We start from the raw sequence: 25820 nt of genomic DNA on the forward strand, positions 1-25820 counted from the left end.
CACCCACCGCCACCTCCGGGCGGCTCCGGCTGTCTGCAGAACCGGCCCGGTCACCGGACCAGGTGTGCGCCGCCCGTCCGGTGCGTCCTTCAGGCGTCCTGCCAGCGGCGGATCAGCGCTGCCTGCCCGTACGCCTTGCCGTTCGTCCCCGTGAGGTTCCAGACCGTTACCCTCTCGATCCAGAAGGGGCGGCCCGAACGGGTGACTCGCAGGCCCCGGTAGTCGTCGGTGTACCCGTTCTCCGCCACTTCCTTCAGCAGGGCATCACGGGCTGCCCGGTCCTGAGGCCCCGCCGACAGCCGCGAGGGCAGGCCGGTGAACTCGTCCCAGTCGTACCCGAACAGCTTCTGCGCCTGCAGATTGGCGTAGACGAAGACCGGATCGGCCGAGAACTCGTGCGCCAGCAGGCCGAACGGCGCGGTGTAGAACCAGTCCGACAACTGTTCCCCGGTCACCCCTTCCGGGGCCAAGGGGCGTCCGATCGTGGTGAGGTGGCTGCTCAGGAGGAGGTCGGCGAACTCCTGGTCGCGGGGGCCCATCCGGTGGTTCACTCGACGAAGATGTCGACGGACGGGCGCATCTGCGCGCAGACGCTCAGCACCTCGTGCACCGGGTGCTCCTCGAATGCCTGGAGCAGGCTCAGGTCGACCTCGGCCCCCGGGCCGTCGAGCGCCGGGTAGGTGCTCTGGGTGAGCAGGTAGTCGAATCGCGGGGCCCACTTGCGCGAGCCCAGCCGGGCCGTGGTGGAGCAGTTGTCCACCATGAACGCGACGCCCCGGGCGTGCATGTACGGGTTCAGCGAGTCGGTGGCCTCGATCACCGACTCGTTCGCGATCTCCGAGTACGGGTGCCCCTTCTCGAAGAACGTGTCGACCTGCGCCATCATCACGCCGCAGAAGACGCCGGCCGTTCCCGGGTCCAGGACCAGCTTCTCGTCGTCGCGGGTGCCGCGGGCCACCTCACCGGCCTTCCACATCGGGGAGGCGTCGATCGTGCCCATCCCGAAGCGCTGGAGCCGCTCACCCGCCAGGATCACGCTGCGGATCTCGTTGCCGGAGGCGACCTCGTCGTAGATCTCGTGGACGATTTCCAGGCCGACGGGGTACGCGGCGGCGTAAGCCTTCTGGAAGGTGACGAGTTCGTCGTCCTCAAAGGTCCGGTACAGGCCGATGAGCCCGTGCCGGGACACGATGCGCGAGATCGGGCCGGTGACGCAGTCCACCGAGTGCCGGTAGGCCTCGGTCTCGTCCAGGCCCTGCTCGCGCAAGCGCCGGTACAGGCTCTCGACGATGCCGTGCACGCCACCGAGGAGGATGGCGCGCTCACCGGTGAGGTCGGACAGGTACTCCGAGCGCAGCGTGGTCTGGAACGTGTACGGCGCGCCGAGGCCGACCGACCAGCCCAGGGCCCGTTCCGTGGCCCGGCCGCTGACGTCCTGCTCGATCGCGAAACTGGCGTTGATCCCGGCGCCGTTGGTGTGTGCCCCCTGCTGGTACAGGGCGCGCACCGAGGCGCCCATGCCCTTGGGGCAGACCGCGATGACGTCGATGTTCTCCGGGAACCGGCCACCCTGCTGGTCGAGGAACCCGAGCAGGAAGCCGTGCGAGAGACCGAGGGTCGCCCCCGGGCGCAGCGCCGCGAAGATCTGCTCGTGCAGCTCGACCTGGGCGGCGTCGGAGATCAGCAGCAGGACCAGGTCGGACGCGGCGATCACCTCGAACATCTCGCCGAGAGTGCCGTCCGCCTCGGTGAACCCGGCGGCCCGGGCGGCCCCGGCGGAGCCGGAACCGGTGCGCAGGCCGACGATCACCTTGAGCTTTCCGTCGAGCGAGTCGCGCAGGTTCTGGGCCTGCGCCGACCCCTGCGGGCCCCAGCCGATCACCGCGATCTGGTTGATGCCCTCGAACGCCCTCGGCAGCCGGTCGAAGAGGTCGCGGCCACCGCGCACGATGGCTTCCCGGCCGTCGGCCAGGGTGATGTACTCCCGGTCGAAGACGCTGGTGTCGAAGTTGAGCTCTGGGCCGGGCATGTGCTGACTCTCCTTGCTGCCTGGTGCTTGAAGCGCCCGGGGGGGAGGGGACCCCGGGCGCACCCGGACGTCTCCGCGTCCGGGCCGGACCAGTCCACCAGCGGCGGCTGGAGGATGAGTGAACGACCGCCGGAGCCGCGTTCAGAGACCGGGAAGTCGCCTGGTCAGGCCGTGGGCGGCAGTGCCCGGAGTCGCTCGATCGCATAGTGGGCCCGGGATTTCACCGTGCCCTCGGCGAGCCCGAGGGCACGGGCGGTCTGGGTCTGGGAGCGGTCGAGGCAGTACAGGTGCACCAGCACTTCCCGGTGACGGTCCGACAGGCCCCGCAGCAGGGCGACGGTGGCGTGATCCTGGAGCACCCGTTCGAAGGCGTCCTCCTGGCGGGAGTCGGCCGGGTCGCAGGACTGCGTCTCGAAAGACTCGACCGGCAGCGCCGGGCGCCGCCGCCACAGATCGACCACCTGGTTGCGGGCTACCCGGAAGAGCCAGGGCCGCACCGCTTCCGCCGGGATCCGCCCCCGGTGCTGCCAGGCCCGCACGATGGTCTCCTGGACCACGTCGTCCACCCGGGACTGGTCGCTGCGCATCAGATTACGCACGTACACGTGCAGGAACGGGCGATGTTCGGTCATCAGGGCGTGGGCGAAGTCGTCACCGGGGCGGTCGCTGGACACAGGGCGACGATCCGGGACCGGCGTTGACACGCGATTGCTGCGGTGATCGGTGGTGGCGTCACAGCAGGTCGGCGCGGAACGCGTAGGCCACGGCCTGCCACCGGTTGCTCAGCCCGAGCCGGTTCATCAGCAGACTGAGGATCCGCCTGACGTTGCCCTCCGAACAGTTCAGCCGGGACGCGATCTCCGGGATCTCGAGCCCTTCGGCGAGCATCCGCAGGATCAGGGTCTCCCGGTGGTCCAGGGGAGGGGTCGGACTCTCGCCGGCGACCCGCAGGTGCCCGGCGCCCCGGGCAGCCTGCCGGATCCGGGCGGTGAGCAGTTCGGAGGTGACCTCGGAACGCAGCAGCAGACCGGTCGCGGCGGCCGGGGAACGCCGGTCCGGTGCGGGGTCGATCCGGTCGACGATCAGGATACAGGGGCCGGGGAAGGTGCGCAGCAGCTCCTCGGCCCGTCCGCGCAGGAACTCGGTCAGGACGGGCGTCACGATCACCAGGACGTCCGCCTGCCCCAGTTCCGCGGCCGGCAGTACCCGGATCTTCCGGTCGGCCGCCAGCAGCGTCACGACCGCGTACTCGCTGAGCTGATCGGGTGCCTCGATGACGACCGACGTCGGGGTGGGGTGGGTGGCAGCCGGACTCACGGGCGCTCTCCGGGTGGGTTCTCGGGCCCTTCGAGGTCGGTGACCGTGGAGGTGAAACTCTCGGCGAAACAGCGGAAGATGGTGATCGTCTGCTGCAGATCACGCGAGAAGGCCTGCAGTTCGATGCCCGTCACCGGGCTCGACTGCTGCAGCCACAGTCCGCCCTCGTGGGTCAGCAGGGCGGTCACGGCGGACAGCAGCCGTTCCAGCTCGTCGACGATCGTGTCCTGGTGGTCGTTCACCACGTCTACCGCGTGCCGAACGGTGCCTGGAGCCACCTCGATGTCGGCCATGTGCATCACCTTTCGCTCGGGTGTCCGGCCGGACCGGACCCAGGGACGACGTGCGGGCTCATTGCCTCGATCTGGGTGGTCAGGCCCTCGAACTGTGCGGCCCAGGTGGGGATCTCGTCGATCGCCCGGGCGACGGAACGGTGAAAGGCCTGGTACTGATCCTGCAGCGCCGGACTGGACCGGCACAACCACAGGCCCTCGGGATCGGTCAGCAGCGCGTTCACTGTGTCCTGCACCGTGGTCAGCCTCGGCAGGGTCCTGGTGGTCACCGACCGGAGGCTGACCGCGACCCCCCGCACGTCGGCGTAGACGATCTGGATGTCGGAAGGCACGGTGTTGCTCCGTTCCGTCGGACGACTGGTGGAGTGAGACAGGATGTGACCGGGACTACGCCGGCAGGGTCCGATCCGTTCACCGGCCGCCGGGGGCGGGTTGGCCGAACAGGACGCATTGGCTGCCTTTCCCGCCCACACCGGCGGTCCGGTGATGCCGGAGAGGGGCCAGGCGTGCTGTCATGACGAGACCGCTCCGGCCGGAGGGCCGGTGTCAGGACGGACCTCCGGCCGGGCCGGGTTCGGGCGCGTCGATCGTCCGTCAACACCCGTGGCCGAGACTGATTCCGGTCCGCAACTCCCGGTCCGCAACTTCCCACGGCCGCCCGGTCGATCCTGGAGCTCCGTAGTGCCCCGTGAAGCTGACCTCCCGTCGCAGTGCCCGCCCTCCACCGACATCTGGACGGCAGTGGTGGTGGCGGCTCTGGATCTGCGGATGACCAGCCCTTTCACCACGGTCGCGGCGGCCGGGGTCCGCGAGTACCTGGACCGGGCGCTGACGGTGGCCGGCAGCGCCGTCATTCTCCTGCACGAGGGCCGGATGATCGGAATGGCCTACCACGAGCCCGGTCGGCAGGTCTGGGCCACCCCCGACACCACGGCCGGTCTGCCGCTGGTTCCCCTCGCGAGCGTCGCCCTGCCCCGGGGCGGCAGCTTCGATGCCATGCGGAGCTTTTCCGGTACGGAACCGGCCCCGAGCCTGAGCGCCCGCTGGCCGGATCTTCGCGCGCAGCTGTTCGTGGCGCCCACCCCGGCCGTAGATCGGAGCCCGGTCCCGGCCTGGTGGAGGGCCGCCGACGACCTCGTCCAGGAGGCCGGCCTCGACGCCTGGCCGGACCGGCTGGGCGAGACCGGGCTGTCCGGTGCGCTGCCGCCCGCCCGCGAGCCCTTGCCCGACGGCCTCTCGATGTCGATCTTCCTGCCGGCCTTCCGGTCCCGCGATCTGCCGGCGCAGTCCTGGGGGCAGCTCGACGATATGGGGCGGGCGATCCGAAGGGGATTGCTGGCCGCGGAGTTCGACGTCGGCATCGCGGTGGTGCCGGTACCCGGTGGCGACGGCGTGGCCGGTCCTCCGGTCAGCCCGGAACTCGCCCAGGAACTGGTCGAGGCGGTGCGGGCAGCTGTCGAGTACCGGGGGACGACGGGCGGCACCTTTGCGGTCAAGACGCGCGACGAGGTCGCCGCCCCGTCCGCCGTGTCCTCCCTGTCGGCCACAGACGGCCCCGGATACCGGGTGGAGGTCTTCCTGCACCCGGTGGACCCGGTGCCCGGTGCTGAGGCGGACACGGCGGCGGTGCTCGCCCACGCGTTCCGGGCCCAGCAGGCCGGCCGGACCGGCGTTGTCCGGGTTCTCGAAGACCGGGCCCGGCGGGAGATCGAGGGGCTGATGGGCCAGGAAGGGGTTCCGCCGGAGAGACTGTCAGACCTCCGGGCGAGAGAAGGGGTCCTGCGCGATCTCATACCGCAGGCAGTCAGGACGGTCAGCACGTTCGTCCCCCGGCAGATGCACTTCGTCTGGATGGGAGGCGAACTCACCCCGGACGCGGTGGAGAACCTGCGCGGCTGGCGCCTGGCGGCCGGTGACGTGCCCCTGCACCTGTGGACCGTGCCGGACGTGAACCGGTGGTCGCCGGATCACACCCAGATGCTCGGGGACATCGTCGAGATCCACGACGACACGGTGGACCTGATCGAGCGCGTGGGCGGAACCACCCTGACGGCGCTGCTGGCCGACACCCTGATCGCGGGGGCGTTCCCGGCGGCGAGCGACCTCATCCGCTGGTCGGTGCTGTGGCTGCTGGGTGGAGTCTACGCGGATGTGGACGTCGCCCCGGGCAGATTCAGCTGGGCCGATGTCGGGCCGATGCCCATGAGGACGGGAGACATGCCGGTCGTCGGGCCCCGGATCGCCTCACTCAAATGGCTGGAGCGCCATCTCGACGACGCCGGTGAGCCGTTTCCCGACCAGATCGGCCAGGAACATCTCGACGTCGCGGCCCGGCAGGCCTACGGGGTCGGCTGGCTGAACAACAATGTGCTGATCGCGGGCCCGCAGAACCGCGTGATCAACCTGGTGCTGGAGCGCTCGAGGCAGTACCTGCAGCACATCCGGCCGGCGGATCCGGGCGGTGAGAAGGCGACGGCCGTCTATCACGACCAGCTCCGGCGGGACACCGCCGTCATGACCGGTCCCGGGTCCCTGTACGACGTCACTCCCTTGGAGGGGCCTCCGTTGCCGGCCGTCAACGCCTACGCGGCCTGGGATCTCGGGATCCGGTCGCCGGACGGACGGCCGACACTTCAGGGGTACGAGGTTCAGCACCTCTTCGAACCGGCGGTTCATCGGTTCTGGGTAGGGCTGCGGTGGTGGACCCCCGAGAGCGAGAACATCATTCCGGGACAGGGGAGCCGCGCGGAGCCCGTCGGCGTCGATTCCACCCGGCTCGCGGAAGCTCCGGAATTACCCCGGCTTTCCCCGGACCGGTCCGCCGACGAGGCGCTGGCCCTGCTGGAGAGCCCGCAGGCGCCACCGGCCTCCGCCGGTCCGGTTGTCGACCAGGCCCCGGCGGGTCCGTTCCTCCATCAGGCGCCGGCGGGTGCGGCCGTCCATCAGGCCCCGGCGGGGTCGGCCTCCGATCAGGCCGCAACCTCGGTGCTGGCCGATGTGTCCGTGGCGGCCGGTGACGTGGTTGCCGGTGACGTGGTTGCCGGTGACGTGGTTGCCGGTGACGTGGTTGCCGGTGACGTGGTTGCCGGTGACGTGGTTGCCGGTGACGTGGCGCCGGTGGTGCCGGGCCCCCAGCTCATCCGGTGGCGAGGCGTCCTGGACACGCGGTTCACGACGCTGAACCTGCGCAACGGTCTGGTCCGGGGGCTGGACGCGACCTACGAGGTGGCCGGTGACACGGTCCTGCCCGCCGGTTCCGGCCTCGCGGCGATGACCAGGCTCGCCTCGGCGCCGGGAACGGTCCTGCTGGTCTCGTCCGGCGCGGAGACCCTGGGAGTGGCCTACCGGGACGGCCCCGACCTGATGTGGACCGGTTCCGGGGGCGGTCGGGCCTTCGGCGACGGTGTCCCGGTCGCTCTGGCGGAGGTGGACTTCCCCGCCGGCCGGTCCCTGTCGGTCGGAATCCTGCGTCCGCGGCCCGGGGCGCTCCCGGCGATCCTGGGCAGTGATGTGCCGGCTCAGGTCCGTGACCTGGTCTTCGCCCCGCTACGGCAGGAGCACTCTGCCCTGCGGACGGTCCACGGCGCCGAGACCGAGGTCCCCCCGCGGGCCCCGCACCTCGACCACCGCGAGATGGAACTGCTCGAGGACGGTCTGCGGGCGAACCTGCTGCGCGGTGGGCCGGGGACGACGGTCCTGGTCCGGCACGGCGAGAAGTTCAGTGGCCTGGCCCTGAACGCGCAGGGCGAACTTCTGTGGCTCGACGCGGGCCGCGAAACCGTTGGCCATCCGGTGCGACGCCTCGACCAAGCCCCGCTCCCCGACGGTGGACTGGTCTCGGTCTCCGTGGTCGGGCCGGACCGGTCGAGCCTGGCCTGGCAGCCTCGGCGTCCGGTGCAGCCGGCCCGGACGTCCTCACCGGCCGCCGTGCTCGACGAGGGCGACGAGTCCGACGGGAGCCAAGGATTCGACGAGGACGAGGACCTGAACGAGGCCGAGAGCCTCGGCGAAGGGCTCGGTCCCACCTCGGAGAAGCCGACCGACATCGTCGAGCTCATGTCCCGGGTCGAGATCTTCGGCCCGGCCGGGCTCGAGCGACTGGGGCTGTCCCCGGCCGAGGGCGAGGTTTTCCCGATCGGCCCCGATCTGGGCGCCCGATTGGCGGGCGTGATCCGCCGCCCCGGCGAGACGGTGGTGGTGCAGATGGACGGCATCCTGCGGGGACTGGCCCACTACGACGGTGCGGAAAGAGTGTGGCACCCGATCGAGAATCTCCGGGAGGGCGCCGGGCCGGTGCCCTTGTGGGACGCGGTGCTGCCCGAGGGAGAGTCCGGGTGGATGGTGGTGTTCCGGCCGGACCTGAAATCAGGGTCGGCGATCGACTTCCGGGACCGGGTCCGATCGGTGTTGCAGACTCCGTTCGCCACCGAACGCATCGTGATGGAAACGCTTTACGGAGCGGATCAGCCGCCCGAGCGGGTGAAGTGGCGGCAGGTGCTCACCGAGGACCTCACCTGGAACCTGGAACACCTGCTCGAGATCGGAGGAAGGGGGACGACCGTTCTGGTCCGCAGCGACGACCGGTTCGTGGGAGCGGCGAGGAACGACGAAGGGTTCATGGAGTGGTTCTCGCCCGGCACCGGGGCTCTGGGGGATACCGGTTCCCGGATCCGCAACCTGTGGGACTGCGAAGCCGATGTGATCGGAACGTCGGAACTGGCCCTGCGGGCGATCAGGCCCGACGGAACGCCCCTGTTGAACGAGAACGACTGGCGGGAAATCCCGTTGGCCGCCGGCTGGGAGCTTCTCGTCCAGCCTCCCCAGCCGCCGTTCCACACCCTCATCCTCGCCGGGCCCGGTCACGCTCACGACATTCCCGTGATGTCGGAGGAGCCGGGACGAATGGCCCTGACCGGCAGTCAATGGCAAGGGATACCGGCGACCCAGGAATTGCGCGAGCAGGTGGTCCTGACCATTACGAACCTCGCTCGCGAGGGGCACTTGAGCTGGCGGCTCTATGACGGACTCCTCGGTGAGGGCCTGATCCGGCAGCTTGTGACCGATCTCGATCTCGATGTCGTCTATCCTCTCGGGCCGGTCGGCCGGGACCTGCTCGACTGCCCCGACGGATGGGCGTACATCCGTCGGCACGACCTGCAGCAGACCTCGGGGAAGGTGGCCGGTCAGGCCTGGCTGGTCGATCACCTGGGCAGCACCTTCCAGATCGTGCCGCCCCTTCCCCGGAGCGATCCCGCGAAACCGACTGAACCGGAGAATCTGTCGGATCCGCGCCCCCTCACCCTGGCCGACCACGCGGGAACGCCGGTGGCCTCGCCGACGGGCCCATGGGTGCGGCGCACCGGCCCGGGGTGGACACTGGTCTCCCCGGCACGCGCCGAAGTGAGTAAGGTTCCGCCTCCTGCGGGCGACGAAACACGCCCTCTGGTCGTCATTCTCGACGACACCGGACGCCCGGCGGACGCTCGGGGCCCGGACGTGGTGCCGATGATCCGGCACGTCCTGGGCGACATCGCGTCCCGTTCGCCCAGCCGCGACAGCATCCCGGTCCGCCTGGTGGCGAGCCACATCGACCCCGGGATCGCCCGGACCTTGGTGCAGGACTTCGGCCTCGATCTGTACTTCGCCGCCGACCAGCTGACCCCGCTTCACCCGGAGAGCGATGCCGTGCCGGGGCAGCGGTACCAGATTCATCCGCTCCACGACACCTCCCTCTACCGCGGCTGGATGAGTGCACGGTCGGCCGACGGAGTTGTCGGGATCAGCGAACTGCACGAGATGACCCACCCGGGCACCCCTTGGGGTGAAAGACTGCTCCAGGCCAGGACCCAGCCGCACCTCCAGATCGCCCGAGAGGGAGTCTCCCACGACGGGAAGATCCTCCCGGGTCCACAGCACACCGTCCACGTACTGAGTACAGCTGCCGGACTGATGCTCTCGGACGGGATGTCGGTCGAGACCCGCGGCCGTCACCTCCCGGCCCATCCTCATCGGATCACGATCTCGGCGAGCCAGGTGGCGGACCCGACGGCAGCGTCGGAAGGGCTGGACCGTTGGCGCTCGCTGGCGCCGCAGGAGTCGCGGTTCGTTCTGCACGACGATCGGGATCCCCGTCATCTGCCGTCGCTGAGCCCCCACCATGTCTTGTCGGCCCGTGAGGCAGCCCCCGCGAACATGTCGACCGGTCTGTCGATGTCCGGGAACGCGCTGGCCTGGAAACCCCGCTTCTCCGACGCACTCGAGATGCCGGACGTCGGTCAGCTGGTCGAGATTGGCTTCCAGACATCGGGTCTGGGACGTGACCTCGATCGAGGGAAGCTGCCCGTGATGCCGGCGGAGAGGGTCCCGTGGTGGCTGATGAATCCCCACCTGGCCCGGTCGTATCAGCATTCCTGGCTGGACATCTGCCGGGTACACGCAGCGCTGCTGCGCCGCTCGGGACTGCTCCTGCCGACCGCGATCGGCACCGCCCCGCCCGAGGACGTGACGCGCATGGTCAGGGAGGAGATTGGTTTCCTGGTCGGCCAAGGGGATCCATTTCCGCTGAGTGCCGCTGTGAACTTCTTGAACACTTCTCCGCAGCCGGCTTTTGACAGCACGACACTGCAGGCCTTCATCGACCAGGGCACCCTTCCGGCCGGGCCCAAGCGTGAGATGTTGCTGAAACAGGCCCTGGTCCGGGTGGCCGGCGTGCTCGCCGGGCCGCAGGGGCCTCCTCCGCGGATCGCCGAGGGAGGAGAGCTGCCGGAACGGACAGCAGCGTTGCGTGCTCATGTCCGGCTTCAACTGGACGAGATTCGGCAGAGCACCAACGATCCCAGCCATGATCCGCTACCGGCGATCCTGGATCGTCTGGCGGAGGAAGCTCTGCGGTCACCGTGGATCTTCCAGCTGCCCCCGGACGGCCGGCGGCAGGCGAAGGTGGTTGACCTGCCGGAGGAGGACCCGCCGGTCCGCCTGGTCGAGATGCGTCCGCGTGTCCGCCTCCGGGCGCTGGACGGCGTGAGGCCGGAGGAAGTGGCCGTGGTCGCGGCCCGGATGCGGGCGGGGGCGGCCCGTTACTGGAACCGGACCGAAGGTTTCGCGCATGCGGGGTGGAGAGTCTTCGTCCGGGTCCGCCCCGACATCACGAGCGGTCCGGGTGGAACGGACACGGTGCTGGGAGAGGCAGAGCTGATGGTGGCTCCCGGGTCCGGGCGGGAGAACTCCAGCCTCGTCTACGTCACGAGCGATGCCGCCACGATCAACCACGAACTGGGGCATCTGACAGGTCTGAAGGATCGCTATCCTCCCCACCCGACGTTGGACCCTCGATTTGTGCTGCCTGGTCCGTGGATCCGTACCCAGCCCTTCGTCGATGGGCCGAGTACCCAGGGGCGGAGTGATTCGGGCCAGGTACCCGTACGAGCCCGGGTGGATCTGCATCCGATCAAGCTCGACCATGCTCCGACACTGATGTCCACGGGTCACGCCCCGCCGTCGCTGCGGGACCTGAGGATGCTGCACGACATCGCGGTGGAGTACCTGCGCAAGGACGCCCCGGCAGCGCCCGGTGCCGTTGAGCTCTCCACCATCGCGGATCACCTGGCCGTTCTCCTCGAAGTACAGGAGGAGTTCGAGCGTATCGGGCAGGGGGACGTGGTGCCCCGGCCCGAGCCGGACGAACGCGCCGGGCAGGTGCGCTTCCCGGAGGGCCACCCGGTGAGACTGGCGACCGATCCGAGGACGTTCTCTCACCAGGAGATCATCGCCGACTTCGGCGTCCGGACCGTGGCGTTGACGGTCGACGGCGGCGAGGTTCGCGAATTCCGGATCGCCGTGCCCGTTTACCCGGGGTCCGCACCGGCCCGGGTGGAGCTGATCCGGGTCGGCGCGGACCCCGGGGTGGCCGACCGGCACCGGGTCGATCCGGTGGGCCGGCATCTGGGGCAGCAGCCTGATCAGCCGCCGGTGCCGAACGCGGACGTCCGGTTGCTGAACCGGATACGGGACCAGGGGGTGCCGGGTCTGACCGTGGTCGACGTCGTGGCGGCTCTCGACGCCGCGGTGCATCCGGAACAGAGGCGGCAGTGGTGGGTGCACCTGGCCCGCGAGACCGCGCGGGCGATGGTGGAGCACCCGGAGATCGCCGGGAGCGATGCTTTCGGGTTCGCCCAGACATTCGTGACCGGCCGTCTGACCGGCGTTCACGATCCCGGACTCCGCGACCGGATCGTGCACGAGATGGTCCCGGTCCTGGCCGTTCTCCTGCTGGAGCCCGGATTCGGGCCGGACCCGGTCGCGGCGCCCGTCGACCTTTCGCCGGAGTCGGTGCTCCCGGTGACGAACCTCGCCGACGCGTTGCTGGAAAGGGTCTTTCAGGCTGACACGGTGGGCAGTTCGCTGAGTGCGGTCTGGCTGCGCGAGCTGGAGGACGCGTCCTTGCGGACGGCGTTCCGGGGTCACCTGAGCCGTGTGGCCGGCAAGGAACTGCTCGCCCGCCGAGGGCTTCTCGAGCTGGTGGCCCTGGGCGAGCTGGTGGCCCGGCAGCCGTCCGCCCTGGACGGTGCGCTGCGGGCGGTCCGGGCGCCCGGGTCCGCCGGGCAGATGTCGAACCTGGGGGTGGAGCTGAGCGGCGCCCTGCTCCTGATGCTCAGCGGCCGTGCGGACGACGTCCTGGAGCGGATCCGGTCGGCCGGGCGGTCGGCGGATCCGGCCGTCAAGCACGACTGGCTCGACCGGCTGGCGTTGCTGCAGAAGATGCGCACGTCGTGGTCCGGACCGGTCCGGACCCTGCGGGAGGCCGTGGTGACGTGCGGCTGAGGCACGGCCGGTTTCATGACCTGTTCATCGTGGCAATAGGAGAAGAAGCGTGAATCCCAGAGACGTGCGGGACGAGGACGGCCAGGGAGGGGAGGGCGCCGGCGAGCCGGCGGACGTGGTTACTCCGGGCGCGAGCCTGGACCCGGAGATGGAGACGGTGCTCCTGGGAGTCCTCGAGCGGGACGAGGCGGGCGCGGGCGAGGAGGACGTCGAGGGAGGTCAGGAAGAAGGAGACGGCCCGGACACGGAGCACCGGCGGGCCGCGCTGATGGACTCCTGGGCCTCGGGCGTGCTCGGGCGGCTGCCCTCGGTCGGTTTCCCGGCCCGCGGGGTGAAAGGCATGGCCGTGATGGCCGGCATCGTCGTGGTGCTGGTCGCGCTGGTGGCCGGTGGGGTGAAGGGCGTCCAGGCCTTCACCGGATCGCCGGGTGAGGATGCGGCCGGGAGCGTCACGGTCGCGACCGGATCCTCGCTGCCCTCACCGACCGGCGTCGGCCCGACCCGCGAGCGCTCCGCGGCCGGAACCCCTTCCCGCACCACCGATCCGGCGGCCGCGAACCCGGCCGGAGGTGGCGCCGCCGCGGACCCGGATCCGGCGGCGGGACAGGGGAGGAACAGCGGGGGCAGCCGGGAACCCACCACCCGGGGCACCACTCAGGGGAACGGGGGCTCCGAGCCGACCGACACGTCCTCGAGCTCGAAGACCAGCGCCCCCGCCGCGGCGGCCGCCGACACGATCACGACCGTGGGGGTGTTGAGGAACCTGGTCACGGGCTTCTGCGCCGATCTCGACGGCACCGGAACGGTGGCCGAGAACGTGCTGGTGCGTCAGCGCGCCTGCAGCCCGGGCAGCGGGGACAACCAGGAGTACCAGACGGTCAAGGATCAGGACGGCTCGTTCCTGCTGCGCAACGTGAAGTCGCAGTGGTGCCTGGACGTCAACGGCTCCGGCAGCGTGAACTCGGGCGTCGCGGTGAACACCCACAACTGCCTGTTCGGCAGCCGCGACAACCAGATGTTCCGGGCTCGGGCCCAGGGCAACGGCTTCTACCTGGTGCACGTCAAGAGCGGGCTCTGCCTGAACGTGGCCAACCCCGACGGCAGCAACAAGGTCGCCGGCCTGAAGCTGACGCTGTACCCGTGCCACCCCGACGACGACCACATCTGGCGCTTCGGCTGACAGCTAGGGCACAACTCTGGACGCCGTACGTAAGAGCCAGGTCGCGCGTTCACTCCTGAGTCAGTCGCCGTGAATTGGAAATGCAGTGATGGTTGCCACTGTGGTTGGCCGACAGACATCGGCCGACCGGACCACCTGACGAGCTCCGTGGGCTCCGGACGGCCTCGACGAGAGGAAGCCGCCAGACATGCCATCGCGCAGTGGGCTGTGGTTCTCCGTACTCGGCCCGGTCCGGGCCTGGTCGGGTGCCCAGGAACTGGACCTGGGCACCCCTCAGTGCCGCCTGACCCTCGGGGTCCTGCTGCTCCGCGAGGGAGGTAGCGTGCTGGTCGACGAACTGGTCGAGGCCCTCTGGACCGAGGTGCCCCCACGTTCGGCGGTTCCCGGGGTGCGCACGTTCATCTCCCGGCTGCGCCGGATCCTCGCCGAGGCCGGGCATCCGGACGTGATCGAGGCACGCCAGGGCACCTATCGGCTGGTGACGGAGGACGACACGGTCGACGCGTGGTACCTGCGTCGTCGGGTCCGGCAGGCGGCCGGGGAGAGGGACGCGGGTGACCTGGAGGCCGCCGCCTCGTCTCTGCGTCTGGGGCTCGCCCAGTGGCAGGGGACACCGCTGGGCGAGGCGGACGGGCCGTTCGCCGAACAGCAGCGGGCCGGTCTGCAGCGTTTGCGGTTGAGTGCATTGGAACAGTGCGCGACCGTCGACCTGGCCCGCGACCAACCCGGCTCGGCGGTGGCGATCCTGACCCCGGTGATCGGTGAGTACCCGTTCGACGAGCGACTGCGGGAGCTGCTCATGCTCGGACTGCTGCGCACGGGACGACCGGCGGACGCCCTGCGCCTGTTCCACAGCACCAGCCGCCTGCTGGGCGAGGAACTGGGGGTCGACCCCGGTCCGGCCCTTCAGACGCTGCACCAGGAGATCCTGCAGAGCCGCCCGGTCACGGTGACCCCGGTCCCGCGCCGGTCCCCGGTCGGCCCGGCGGTCCTCGCCTCGGTGCGTCCGCTGCGCGGGACCTCGCCGGGCTTCACCGGTCGCAGCGACCTGATCCACCGGATCGGTACCGAGCTCGCCGCCACGGGCCCGCGTGCCCTAGGCCTCACCGGGGTCACCGGCGCCGGCAAGACCGCCCTGGCCGTGCAGGTCGCGCATCGCCTCGGCGAGCAGTTTCCAGACGGGCAGGTCCTCGCCTCGCTGCACGGCCGTGACGACCAGCCGGTGCCCCCCGCCCGCCTGCTGCCGTCCCTGCTGGGCGCCTGCGGCGTGCCTGCCGCGCAGGTCCCGGCCGGCCTCGCGGAGCAGGTCGAGGCCTGGCACGCGCTGCTGGGGGAACGCCAGATCCTGGTTGTCCTCGACGATGCCCACGACACCGCCCAGCTCGCGCCGCTCCTGCCCCGTGCCCCCGGCCCGGCCGCGGTCGTGGTGACCAGCCGGCTCCCCCTGCGCGAAACCCCGGTCCGAACCTGGCTGCCTCTGCCCGCTCTGCGCACCGACGAGGGCCTGGACCTCCTGCGCGACCTGCTCGGCCCGGACCGGGTCGACCGCGACCTCGAGGCCGCCCGACACCTCGTCACACGGCTGTCCGGCCTGCCGTTCGCGATCCGTTACGCCGCCGCCGTCCTGGAGAGGCGACCGCACTGGTCGCTCGCCTCGGAACGGGTGACCGCCCTGGTGCTGGCCGGCGCCGGGACCGAAAGTCCCGCTGCCCCGGCCCTCGCGCTGCAACGCTCCTGCCGCCGCCTGCCCGGCGACCTGGCCCGCGCCTTCAGCCTGATGTCCCTGGCCGAAGGAGGCCGGATCACCGCGATCACCGCGGCGCTCCTGCTCGACGTCGGCCCGAAACAGGCCGAGGACCTGCTGGAGGCCCTGTCCGACCGGGGGCTGATCGTGCGCAGTGCCTCCTGGAGCTACGAGTACCCCTCCCTGATCCGCGAGTACGCGCGTACCGTCGCGGTCGTCCAGGCCTGCCCCGACGACGACTTACCCGACCTCCCCCCGGTAGGGCTGATCTGTGCTTGAGCGACTGGAAATTCGTCAGCTGCGGCACTTCTCGGCACTGGCCAAGACCCGCAGCATCACCGCCGCCGCCCGCAGCCAGGGCATCGTGCAGTCCGGGCTGTCGAACTCGATCCAGATGCTGGAACGAGAACTGGGCGCCGAGCTCTACGTGCGTGGCACCCGCCCGGTCCGGCTCACCGCCGCCGGTGAGGCCCTGGTCGGCCCGGCCCGTCAGGCCATCGAAGCAGTGGGCGCGGCCCGACGGGCCGTGCTGGACACCCAGGAGGTGCTCAGCGGCAGGCTCCGGCTGGGCGTGACCCGCTGCGCCCAGCACATGATCCCTCTCGCCCGTCACCTGGGCGACTTCCTGACCGCCCACCCCGGCATCGACGTGCAGATCTTCTCCGCCGCCGAGGCCCGGCTCATCCTCATGGTGGAGGCCGGAGAACTCGACTGCGCGGTCGCCGCTCTACCCGAGAAGGCCGGGCGCCTGCGCATGTTCCCCGTCGTCACCGAGCAACTCACCCTCACCTGCGGACCGGGACACCCACTGGCCGGCGCCCTGGATGTCTCCCTCGAGGACCTGAAGGGCCAGGCCTTCGTCGAGGTCCCCGGGACCTGGGCCTCCCGCAAACTGATCGACGAGACCTTCCGCGAGGCCGGGCTCGAGCGGCGCATCCTTGCCGAGGTCGACGACTGGACCCTGATCCTCGACCTGCTCGCCACTGGGACCGGCCTCGGCTTCGTGCCGTCCCGCCTGCCCTCCCGCATCGGTAACGGCCGCACCCCCGCCGTACGCCAGGTCCCCGTGCGCAACCTGAGCCTGACCACGGGCGTCGGCGTGATCCTCCCGGCGTACTCCGAGACCGCACCGGTGGCGTCCGCCTTCGCCCGGGACCTCGGCGTGCAGGACGACCACGGGACACCGGGCATCTCCCCGGCGAATGCCTGACATCTCCCGCACAGATCATTCCCGTCCGAGCTTCGCCCGCACCTGCGGGAAAGGGGCGGTGGCAGCGTCGGACGACGAGTGCCGCAGTTCACAGCATCACGGGGAAGAGTCCTCCGGCCCGGCAGGTATGGGCATACTGTGCCCGATTTCGTGCTAGGGACATCAAGCATCGTGGCGGAGACATGCTCACTCACACCTCAGCCCCCGAAACCGTTCATACCGCGGATACCGGAGGAACCATCGAACCGTCACTGCGGGCCCAGGTTCTCGGCCCCGTCCGGATCTGGCGCGACGGCCGGGAACTCGATCTCGGCCCCCGCCAGCAGCGCTGCCTCTTTGCCCTGCTGATGGCCCGGGCCGGCCAGCAGGTCGGGATGCGGGAGATCGTCGAGATCCTCTGGGCCGGCAACCCACCCGCCAGCGCTGTGAACATCGTTCACAAGTACGTCAGTTCGCTGCGGCGCCTGCTCGAACCCCGGGTCGCCGCCCGCGACAGCGGCTCGTGGCTCGTCCGCCAGGGCAGCGGGTACCAGCTGACCGACGACCCCCGCATGAGCGACCTGGTGCGGTTCCGGAACCTGGTGGCCCAGGCCCAGACGAGCGCTCGGGCCGGTGAGGACACCCACGCACTGGCGCTCTACCAGGACGCACTACGCTTGTGGAAGGGGCGGTACTCCGGAGATCTGGCCGAAACCATCTTCGAGGTGGCCGAGTTCGACACCATCAACCGGGAACTGTTCGATACTGCCGCCCAGGCCGCCGAACTCGCCCTCCGGGTGAACGACCCCGCCGGAGTACTCAGCCTGCTCCGCCGCATCGCCTCGTGGGACCCCCTCAACGAGCCGCTCCAAGCTCAGCTCGTCGAGATCCTCGACGCCGCCGGGCACAAGGTCGAGGCGCTCGCCGTCTACGACACCGTACGCACCCGCCTGGACGAGGAATTCGCGCTGGAACCCGGGCCGGAACTGCGGGCCGCCCGCCGGCAGGTACTGAGCCGGGCGCTCGCGGCCGAGAAGCGCGATCCTTCGACCGCCCCGGAACCGGCCGCCCGGCCCGCGTTCACCGGTCGCCGCCACGACGACCCGGTGCATGCGCTGCCCCCGATGCGCCGCCTCGGCGACTCGCTGCGCCCACCCGCCCGGATCCGTCCCGCCCAGCTGCCCCCGGACCTGCCGGTCTTCGTCGGCCGGCAGACCGAGATGGACTTCGTCCGGGAGATCGTGCGGCGGGAGACGAACGGGCCCGTGGTCATCGCGATGAGCGGGATGGCCGGCGTCGGAAAGTCCACCTTGGCAGTTCATCTGGCCCACACCCTGTCCGGCGGGTATGAGGACGGGCAGATCTATCTCGACCTGCGCGACGGTGCGGGGGCGGAGGTCGCGACGCCCGACGCCCTGGCCACGATCCTGCTCTCGCTCGGCATCCCGGCAGCCGACCTGCCCGGGCGGGTGGAAGCCCGGGTGGCCCTCTACCGCAGCCTGACCGCCGGCAAGAAGATGATCGTCCTGCTGGACAACGCCCGAACGATCCAGCAGGTGCGGCCTCTCGTCCCGAACTCCGCCCGCGGTCTCGTCCTCGTCACCAGCCGCCCGCCGCTGCCGGGGCTGGCCGCCGTCGAGGGCGCGAGCCTCCTGCCGGTCGGACTACCCTCGGCGCGGACCGCCCGTGACCTTCTCGCGGCGCGGCTGCCGGACGACGTGCCGGCCGAGACCTGTGTGCTCGACGACATCATCGATCTGTGCGGTCGTCTGCCGCTGGCGCTCGCGCTGGTGGCCGCCCGGGCCTCGGCCTTCCCGGGGCTGGGGCCGGCGGAACTGATGACGCAGTTGTGCCGGGTGCCCTCGCGGTTGGAGGCCTTCGCGCGGGACGGCGGCCCGGAGGATCCGCGCAGCCTCTACGTCTGGTCGTACGAGCAGCTCAGCGAATCGGCGGCCCGGCTCTTCCGTCTTCTGGCGCTCCATGACGACGAGACGGTGACCGTACCGGTCTGTGCCAGTCTGCTCGGGATCGCGGACAATGAAACAGCTTTTCTGCTCAAAGAACTGGCGGAATCGTCGTTGATCTGCGAGGTCGCCCCCGGGCGGTTCGGCTCGCAGGTCCTGGTGCGGGCGTACGCTCGGGAACTGCTGGCCGCGACCGACAGCCCGGACGACCGGTCGAGCGCCGCGAACCGGTTGCACCACTATCTCCTTCACCAGGCCGGCTACCAGATCTGAGAAATTACGGACGGCCCGGAGAACCGTCCTCGCGTCCAGTTCCCCTCCACGCGCGAGAACTTCGGAGAACGACGGCCGGTTCAGCGCCGCCCGTAACCGGGTCAGCTCGGCGGCGTCGTCGGGGTCGGGAACCTGCCCCAGCGAGGCGAACGTGCTCTCGCAGAGTCCGATCATGAGCGCCGCGCTCTCCTGGTCGCCCTGGGCCGAGGCCAGTGACGCCTCGGCCAGGCAGACATAGGGCAGCAAGTCGTCCCAGTCCTCGTCGAGGACCGATCGCCGGAACCGCCGGATGATCTGGCCGGCCCGTTCGAGGTCGCCCAGGCCGACTTCGACCATCGCCAGGTTGTAGTACTCGGTGGCCACCGAGCGCATGTTGCCGAGGGTCAGGTTCAGGGTGATGCTCTGCTCGTAGAGCAGGCGGGCCCGGGGTAGGTTGCCGGTCATCCGGCTGACGGCGGCAAGCACGTGTCGCGGGCGCTCCTCGAGACCGCGGACACCGCTCGCCGCCGCCACTTCGAGGGCCTGCTCGGCCAGCTGCCCGGCCGTGGCCAGATCTCCCGCGCGCAGGGCGACCCGGGCCAGGTAGTAACGGGACTCGACCTGACCGGGCCGGTCGCCGGCGGCCGTGCTGCGCTCCAGCTCGGTCTCGGCCAGGGCGGTCACCGTCGGGGTGTCGCCCGTGCGGAACGCCGCCTGGGCGGCATCACGGAAAGGCATGGGGAACTCCGTTGTTTGTCAATCGAAACAGATCGCCCCTTGAGGATACCTGCTCGTTGAACCTTGAGATTCGTTACGAAGCAATCATTTTTGACGACGTTCAGCAATCCGGCGTCAATGGCCCCCGGTCATCATGCGTCCGGGCCGGTCGTGAACCGGGCTCAGGAATGGAGACGGACCATGAAGTCTGAACACCGCGAGGCCGCGCTGGCGGACATCGTCACACAGCTCGTGCGTCAGGGGCCACGACCTCGCGCCCCGAAAGGGCGCTTCTCGTCGCCGAAAACCTCGCTGTTGCCGGTCGGTGACGGGCACCGGTCCGAGATCCGGGCCGACCTCGAGGAGTTGCACCGTCATGGCCTCCTGGCCGAGATCCGGGCGGATCTCGAGGCGCTGCATCGCGACGGACCGCCACCCTTCCCCGGTGGCGGGCCGGTTCTGGGGGACCGGCCGTGAACAGCCGGGAGCCGGGTCCTTCCGCCGTCGAGGGAATCGAGGCCGAAGCCCTGTACCAGCTCGGGAGCGCAATGCCCGGTCCGGTCCCGGGACGGCTGGGCCTCAGCGCCACGAGATACGCCGGTGGCGTGGTGCTCTCGATGCGGGACGACCCTTCGGACCGCTGGAGCCGGGCGCTCGGCCTCGGGTTCACCGAACCGGTCACCCTCGACCTGATCACCGACGTGATCGGGATCTGGGAGGCTAACCGGGGCACGTCCGGGATGCTGGGGCTGGCCCCGTCGGTACTTCCCGACACCTGGGACTGCATCGTGTCCGCGGCCGGAGTCGGTTGCGACTGGGTCTCGCCCGGTACGGAGGAGGCAGGGGAAGCCTTCGGCGCCATGCGCTGGGCCGGGATGCGGATCGCCTACCGGCGATCGAACTGGTCCTGGAACGGCTGAGACCGGGCCGTGGGAGTCAGGGGCTCCCACGGCCCGGTCCGTCGATCCACGCCCTAGGCAGCGCCCATCGCGGACGGGGTGCGATCGGCCTCGTAGTCGTCGGGCTTGGTCATGTCCAACGCCCGGGGCGCCCCGGCCGAGCGCAGCACCACCGTGAGCACCACCGTGACAACGAGGTTGACCAGGAGAGCGACGAAGCCGACGTAGATCTGCTTGTCGCTGTCCAGGCCCGCCAGGGCCAGCTTGTAGGCGGAGCCGCCGAAGTGGTCCTTGCCGTTGTTCGGGTTGGGGATCTGGTAGAGCATCCCGATGCCGACGGCCAGCCCGGCCACCAGGCCGGTGCTGAGCGCCCACGGGTGCAGCCAGCGGGTGAAGACACCGATGGCCACCGCCGGCAGGGTCTGCAGGATCAGCACACCGCCGATGAGTTGTAGGTCGATGGCGAACTGCGGTTCGAGGAAGAGGATCACCGCGACCGCGCCGATCTTCACCACCAAAGAGGTGATCTTGCTGACCGACGCCTCCTCCTTCGCCGTGGCGTCCGTGCGCAGGTACTCCCTGTAGATGTTGCGGGCGAACAGGTTCGCGGCCGCGATCGACATGATCGAGGCAGGCACGAGCGCGCCGATCGCGATCGCCGCGTAGGCGACCCCGGCGAACCAGTTCGGGAACATCTGGTCGAACAGCTGCGGCACGATGGTGTTCGTGTCGGCCTTGCCGCCGGTGGTCACCGGCTTGATGCCGGCGGCCAGGGCCATGTAGCCGAGTAGCGCGATCAGCCCGAGCAGGAACGTGTAGGCCGGCAGCGCGGACTTGTTCTTCTTGATCGTGTCGCGGTTCTTGGCCGCCAGCACGCTGGTGAGCGAGTGCGGGTAGAGGAACAGCGCCAGGGCCGAACCGAGGGCCAAAGTAATGTACTGCAGCTGGTTGTTCGCATTCAGCAGGATGCTGCCCTTGGGCAGGCCGGTTTTCGGGTTCGTCTGTGCCAGAGCCGTTTCGGCGCTGCTGAAGATGAAGCTCCAGCCGCCGAGTTTGTACGGGATCACGATGACCGCGACGATGATCACCAGATAGATCAGGGCGTCCTTGACGAACGCAATCAGCGCCGGAGCCCGTCATGGTTGAACAGCACAGTGCTGAGCGGAACCCCGATGGGTACCAGAAGCAGCCAGTGCCAGGGGCTGTGACCGACCGGGCGGTGTGGCGAAGCCATGTTGTCGTGGATCCTTCGATCGGTGGGAAGAACGGTTGCTCCCGGGTGGGTCAGACCGTGGTCAGCAGTGGGAGCACCGCGGCGAGGAACGCGTCCGGTTCCTCGAGACTGGCGAAATGACCGCTGTTCTCCAGGATCACGAGTCGGGACCCGGGGATGCGGTCGAACAGCATCTGGGCCCAGACCGGACCGCAGATGAAGTCGTGGCGGCCGGTCACGATGACCGTGGGGGTGCGCAGCCGGTGTAGGTCCGGCCCGTGGTCGACGACGGTGGAGTCGAACGAGACCGGCCACGATCGGACCTCGGCCCGCAGACCGGCGAACTCCTCGCGTCGCGACCAGAAGTCGGCGAAGTACAGTGGCAGTACCCGGCGCACGAGTGCGGACTTCCCGGCCTCGTCCATCCCGTCGGAGTCGGCCCGGAACGCCTCGATCACGTCGGCGGTCTCCGGGACCAGCGGATGCCGGTGCCGATAGGCCAGGGCCGTTTCCCGGGCCGACTGCCAGAACCCGGCGTCCGTGGTCGGTGTGGTGCTGTACAGAACGAGACCGGCGACCCGGTCGGGGTGCCGCAGCGCGAAACGCTGGGCGACGATGCCCCCGTGCGAGTGGCCGAGCAGGTAGGCCCGGGGGACACCCAGGTGTTCGAGAAGGGTATGGAGGACGTCGGCATAGGTGTCGTCGAAGGTCGCCTTCCCCGGCAGAGGGCCGGAGGCACCAGTTCCCAGAGGCTCGGGATACACCATGGTGAAGTGCTCTTCCAGTGCTGCTGAACGCAGGTAGGCATAGCCGACGCCCGGGCCGCCGGAGTGGGTGATCATGACCGGGCCGGAGCCGGCCACGTGGTAGACCATGTGGGCGTCGCCGACCGGGAGGGAGTGAGTTCCCGCAGCCAGGTTTCCCTTTGATGGGTGATGCGTAGTGGGCACGCTCTCACCCTGACGGCCCGGTCTTGATCACGAATGGACCGGATCTTCCGATGCGCTCCTGTCTTTGATCGGGCCGGAGTCCAGTGGTTGTCCAGTCGCGGTCGTCAGCATGTTCAGTGCTGCTCCACTGGCCCTGCCTACCGTGGAACCCATGAGGAACAGGCAGAGTGGACGGGCGGCGGTCATCGGTGGCTCCATGGCCGGATTGCTGGCGGCCGCAGCCCTGCACGCAACGTTCGACGAGGTCATGGTGCTGGACCGGGACATCTTCCCGGACGAGCCGGGCACCCGGAAAGGGGTGCCGCAGGGTGGGCACGTCCACGGGCTCCTGGCCCGGGGACGCGCGGCGCTGGACGAATTGTTCGAAGGTCTGAGCGCGGAGCTGATCGACCAGGGGGCGCCGGTCTTCGACGTACAGGACGACATGCAATGGTGGGTGGACGGCCGCCCGCTCGCCCGGGGCGCCTCGGGCATGTTCGCCCTGGTCCCGAGCCGGAGCCTGCTCGAGTTCGCCGTCCGTCGCCGGGTGGCGGCCTTACCCGGCGTGAGGTTCCTGACGGACCACACGGTGACCGGTCTGCTGGCCACGCCGGACGGCGCCCGCTGCGACGGAGTCCAGTTCACCGACGGCCGGGGGCCGGGTTCCGTCGAGGGGGCCGATCTCGTGGTGGATGCCACCGGACGGTCCGCCCGGGGCCGGCTCTGGCTCGAGCGACTGGGTTTTCCGCAGGCACCCCAGCAGCGGATCGAGACGCAGGTGACATACGTGACCCGGCGCTACCGTCGGGAGCCGCATGATCTCGACGGGCTGGCGGGCCTCTCGATCGGGGCCTATCCCGGAAGTACCCGCAGTGCCTTCGCGCTCGCGCAGGAGGACGACACCTGGATCGTCACCATCACCGGCCGGTTCGGTGCGGTACCGCCGACGGACGACGCGGGGATGCTCGACTGGGTGGCGCATCTCGACAGCCCCGGGATCGCGGACATCATCCGGGACGCGGTGCCGCTCAGCAGTCCGGTCAAGATGCGGTACCCGGCCAGCACCCGGGTGCGCTACGACCGGATGGACCGCTTTCCCGCGGGCCTGCTGATCGTGGGGGACGCGTTGTGCTCGTTCAATCCGGTGTACGGCCAGGGAATGACGGTGGCGGCGCTGGAGGCGCTACTGCTGAAAAGGCTTCTGGAGGAGGGAGCGAAGGAGCTTTCCACCGAGTTCTTCCTCGCGGCCGAGGCTCTCATCGACGTTCCCTGGTCCACCGTCGCCGCAACCGACCTGCAGTTCGCCGAGACCACTGGCGACCGCTCCGGTCTCGATCCTGAGCGCGTGACGTATCTGGCTCACCTGCGACGGGCCGCCGTCCAGGACCCTGAACTGGCCGGCGCCTTTCTGCGGGTCGCCCAGCTCATTGACCCACCCGCGGCGCTGTTCGCACCGGAGATCGCCCGTCGCGTGGAGGTAGCAGCATGAAGAGGACCATTTTCGCAGCACTTTTCGTTGTCCTTGCTCTGGCAGCCTGCGGAGGGACGGAGGTATCACCTCCCGGTTCCGAAAACCTCGGCCCGGATTCGATCGACGACTCGGTCACCCTCAACCAGATCCAGGTCATCGGTTCGCACAACAGTTACCACCTGGAGGCGGGACAGCGGGAGAAATCGTTCCGCAAGGCTCTCGTCGGTGACACCGCGAACGCCCTAGAGTACACCTACGCCTCGGTCGGCCAGCAGCTGGGCCAGTTCAACGTGCGACAGCTGGAGTTCGACGTCTGGTTCGATCCCCAGGGTGGCCTGTACGCCAGACCGCTGATCCGTACCCTGACGCTCGGCGGGGCGCTGGGTCAGGAGATGCGGGCACCGGGCAACAAGGTGCTGCACATCCAGGACGTCGACTACCGCAGCAACTGCGTGACCTTCCGCGAGTGCCTGCAGGAGGTCAAGACCTGGTCGGACCGGCATCCCGAGCACATCCCGATCACGTTCCTGATCGAGTTCAAGGACACCTCGCTCACCTGGAGCGCGGCCCAGAAGAAGGAGGTGCGCGACCAGCAGGAGGAGATCACCGAGGGCAAGCCGGCCGCGGAGCGCAAGCAGATCGTCTCCGCGGTGAAGCAGGCGCTGCTGGCTGATCCGGTGCCGTGGACCTCGCCCCGGATGGACACGGTGGACGCCGACATCGCCTCGGTCTTCCCGCCGGACGAGATCATCACGCCGGACCGGGTTCGCGGCGAGGCTTCCAGCCTGGAGTCCGCGGTGCTGCAGAACGGCTGGCCGACGGTGGGTGAGAGCCGGGGCAAGGTGATGTTCCTGATGGACAACGCCGGCACCTACCGGGACGAGTACCTGAAGGGACACGAGGGCCTGAGGCAGCGTGTCATGTTCACGAATTCCACACCGGGACAGAAGGATGCGGCCTTCGTCGAGGAGAACGACCCGACGGGAGCGAACGCGGCCCGTATCCAGGAGCTGGTGCGCCAGGGTTACCTGGTGCGCACCCGGGCCGATCAGGACACCGTGCAGGCGCGCAAGAACGACACCAGGCTGAGGGATGCCGCCCTGGCCAGCGGGGCCCAGTTCGTCAGCACGGACTACCCGGCTCCGGGCATCGCCGCGAGGTTCAAGACCGACTATGCCGTCACGCTGCCCAGTGGCGTGTCGGTGCGCTGCAATCCGGTGAACGCGCCGGAGTCGTGTTCGGCGGACAAGTGATGGGAGCTGAGCCTTTTGACACAGAAAGATGATTCGAGGTCGGGTGAGATGATGAACGTGGAGTCGGGTGGCAGCGCGAAGAGCAGACTGCTGGAGATGATCGAGCGGCGGCAGGCCGAGATGGACACCTACCTGGCCGAGAAGCGGCTCCTGGCGGAGCGTCTGCACCGGGTCACGATGCTGAGCAGCGCAGTCAGCGCTCTCGCGGCGGCGGGGCCGGGGATCGGCGGTAGCGCTCTCACCGACACTCTCGGGGACTTCTTCAGGCTTCCCGCGTCGTTGGAGGTCTGGCGCCTGCTCTGTCTGGCGGCCATGCTGCTCGCCGGGGCAGCAGCCTACAGCGCCCGCAGGCTGGCGGCCGAGGATCTGAACCAGGGCATCGTCGGCGCGGCGGCCCTCACCAAGGAGCTGGAGGATCTGGCGACCCTGGTGGAGTTCGGGCACGTGGACGTCGACGCCGCGGTCGGGTTACTGCGCGACATCAATGCCCGGGTGCCCGCTTCGGGGTGATGTCGGGACGATGAGGTACCCGGCCGGGACCTGATCGGTA

The 25820-nt window shown here is 69.7% G+C and carries 17 protein-coding genes and 1 pseudogene; 10 read left to right on the forward strand and 8 right to left on the reverse strand.

The annotated features are described in order from the left end of the window. Nucleotides 1-89: 89 nt before the first annotated feature. The 6 genes from QSK05_RS11020 to QSK05_RS11045 all read right to left on the reverse strand — a co-directional run bounded on the left by QSK05_RS11020 (nt 90) and on the right by QSK05_RS11045 (nt 3971). Nucleotides 90-551 (reverse strand): MEKHLA domain-containing protein, encoded by a 462-nt coding sequence (locus QSK05_RS11020; protein WP_285596754.1) that lies wholly within the window; start codon nt 549-551, stop codon nt 90-92. After that, nucleotides 548-2029 carry a hypothetical protein gene (locus QSK05_RS11025; protein WP_285596756.1) on the reverse strand — a complete coding sequence of 494 codons (1482 nt, stop codon included), beginning with the start codon at nt 2027-2029 and terminating at the stop codon, nt 548-550. The genes QSK05_RS11020 and QSK05_RS11025 overlap by 4 nt, the downstream gene beginning before the upstream one ends. Before the next feature lie 164 nt (nt 2030-2193). Next, complete coding sequence (locus QSK05_RS11030) at nt 2194-2703, reverse strand: sigma-70 family RNA polymerase sigma factor (protein ID WP_285596758.1); 510 nt, start codon at nt 2701-2703, stop codon at nt 2194-2196. 58 nt (nt 2704-2761) lie between these two features. Then, nucleotides 2762-3346, reverse strand: a complete 585-nt coding sequence (locus tag QSK05_RS11035; RefSeq protein ID WP_285596761.1) for a helix-turn-helix transcriptional regulator — start codon at nt 3344-3346, stop codon at nt 2762-2764. Then, nucleotides 3343-3639 (reverse strand): hypothetical protein, encoded by a 297-nt coding sequence (locus QSK05_RS11040; RefSeq protein ID WP_285596763.1) that lies wholly within the window; start codon nt 3637-3639, stop codon nt 3343-3345. Before QSK05_RS11040 ends, QSK05_RS11035 begins: the two co-directional genes overlap by 4 nt. A 5-nt stretch (nt 3640-3644) precedes the next feature. Further along, entirely contained in the window at nt 3645-3971 is a 327-nt protein-coding gene (locus QSK05_RS11045) for a hypothetical protein (protein WP_285596765.1), read from the reverse strand. Between the two features lie 349 nt (nt 3972-4320). Here QSK05_RS11045 and QSK05_RS11050 point away from each other — a divergent pair, with 349 nt between their 5' ends. The 7 genes from QSK05_RS11050 (at nt 4321) to QSK05_RS11080 (ending at nt 20425) form a co-directional block, all read left to right on the forward strand. Beyond that, nucleotides 4321-12459, forward strand: coding sequence for a hypothetical protein (locus QSK05_RS11050; RefSeq protein WP_285596767.1), 8139 nt, complete (start codon nt 4321-4323; stop codon nt 12457-12459). Between the two features lie 49 nt (nt 12460-12508). Further along, the gene (locus QSK05_RS11055) at nt 12509-13639 is read left to right on the forward strand and encodes an RICIN domain-containing protein (protein ID WP_285596769.1); all 1131 of its coding nucleotides are present in this window, start codon (nt 12509-12511) and stop codon (nt 13637-13639) included. A gap of 187 nt (nt 13640-13826) precedes the next feature. Next, nucleotides 13827-15662 carry an AfsR/SARP family transcriptional regulator gene (locus QSK05_RS11060; RefSeq protein WP_285596772.1) on the forward strand — a complete coding sequence of 612 codons (1836 nt, stop codon included), beginning with the start codon at nt 13827-13829 and terminating at the stop codon, nt 15660-15662. Further along, nucleotides 15655-16593, forward strand: a complete 939-nt coding sequence (locus QSK05_RS11065) for a LysR family transcriptional regulator (RefSeq protein WP_285596774.1) — start codon at nt 15655-15657, stop codon at nt 16591-16593. Before QSK05_RS11060 ends, QSK05_RS11065 begins: the two co-directional genes overlap by 8 nt. Nucleotides 16594-16775: 182 nt before the next feature. Then, entirely contained in the window at nt 16776-18809 is a 2034-nt protein-coding gene (locus QSK05_RS11070; RefSeq protein ID WP_285596776.1) for an AfsR/SARP family transcriptional regulator, read from the forward strand. 897 nt (nt 18810-19706) lie between these two features. After that, nucleotides 19707-19982 carry a hypothetical protein gene (locus QSK05_RS11075; RefSeq protein WP_285596778.1) on the forward strand — a complete coding sequence of 92 codons (276 nt, stop codon included), beginning with the start codon at nt 19707-19709 and terminating at the stop codon, nt 19980-19982. Continuing rightward, entirely contained in the window at nt 19979-20425 is a 447-nt protein-coding gene (locus QSK05_RS11080; protein WP_285596779.1) for a hypothetical protein, read from the forward strand. Before QSK05_RS11075 ends, QSK05_RS11080 begins: the two co-directional genes overlap by 4 nt. A gap of 53 nt (nt 20426-20478) precedes the next feature. On the opposite strand, the pseudogene QSK05_RS11085 reads toward QSK05_RS11080, so the two are convergent. Further along, nucleotides 20479-21540, reverse strand: a pseudogene (locus QSK05_RS11085) (sodium:solute symporter family protein); the annotation flags it as partial. A 148-nt stretch (nt 21541-21688) separates the two neighbouring features. Beyond that, the gene (locus tag QSK05_RS11090) at nt 21689-22567 is read right to left on the reverse strand and encodes an alpha/beta fold hydrolase (protein WP_285596782.1); all 879 of its coding nucleotides are present in this window, start codon (nt 22565-22567) and stop codon (nt 21689-21691) included. 151 nt (nt 22568-22718) lie between these two features. On the opposite strand from QSK05_RS11090, the gene QSK05_RS11095 reads away from it, so the two are divergent. Genes QSK05_RS11095 through QSK05_RS11105 form a run of 3 tightly spaced genes read left to right on the forward strand, consistent with a single transcriptional unit; the run spans nt 22719 to nt 25780 of the window. Then, nucleotides 22719-24035, forward strand: a complete 1317-nt coding sequence (locus tag QSK05_RS11095) for an FAD-dependent oxidoreductase (protein ID WP_285596784.1) — start codon at nt 22719-22721, stop codon at nt 24033-24035. Beyond that, nucleotides 24032-25270, forward strand: coding sequence for a phosphatidylinositol-specific phospholipase C1-like protein (locus QSK05_RS11100; protein WP_285596786.1), 1239 nt, complete (start codon nt 24032-24034; stop codon nt 25268-25270). Before QSK05_RS11095 ends, QSK05_RS11100 begins: the two co-directional genes overlap by 4 nt. Before the next feature lie 51 nt (nt 25271-25321). After that, on the forward strand, nt 25322-25780 hold the full coding sequence (locus QSK05_RS11105) for a hypothetical protein (RefSeq protein ID WP_285596787.1): 459 nt from the start codon (nt 25322-25324) through the stop codon (nt 25778-25780). The last annotated feature ends 40 nt before the right edge of the window (nt 25781-25820 follow it).

Source organism: Kineosporia sp. NBRC 101731 (assembly GCF_030269305.1).
GTDB lineage: Bacteria > Actinomycetota > Actinomycetes > Actinomycetales > Kineosporiaceae > Kineosporia.

Coding starts and splice junctions, on each gene's coding strand:
- QSK05_RS11075 (WP_285596778.1), top strand. CDS start 19,707: ATGAAGTCTGAACACCGCGAGGCCGCGCTGGCGGACATCGTCACACAG.
- QSK05_RS11060 (WP_285596772.1), top strand. CDS start 13,827: ATGCCATCGCGCAGTGGGCTGTGGTTCTCCGTACTCGGCCCGGTCCGG.
- QSK05_RS11105 (WP_285596787.1), top strand. CDS start 25,322: ATGAACGTGGAGTCGGGTGGCAGCGCGAAGAGCAGACTGCTGGAGATG.
- QSK05_RS11025 (WP_285596756.1), bottom strand. CDS start 2,029: ATGCCCGGCCCAGAGCTCAACTTCGACACCAGCGTCTTCGACCGGGAG.
- QSK05_RS11100 (WP_285596786.1), top strand. CDS start 24,032: ATGAAGAGGACCATTTTCGCAGCACTTTTCGTTGTCCTTGCTCTGGCA.
- QSK05_RS11070 (WP_285596776.1), top strand. CDS start 16,776: ATGCTCACTCACACCTCAGCCCCCGAAACCGTTCATACCGCGGATACC.
- QSK05_RS11095 (WP_285596784.1), top strand. CDS start 22,719: ATGAGGAACAGGCAGAGTGGACGGGCGGCGGTCATCGGTGGCTCCATG.
- QSK05_RS11040 (WP_285596763.1), bottom strand. CDS start 3,639: ATGGCCGACATCGAGGTGGCTCCAGGCACCGTTCGGCACGCGGTAGAC.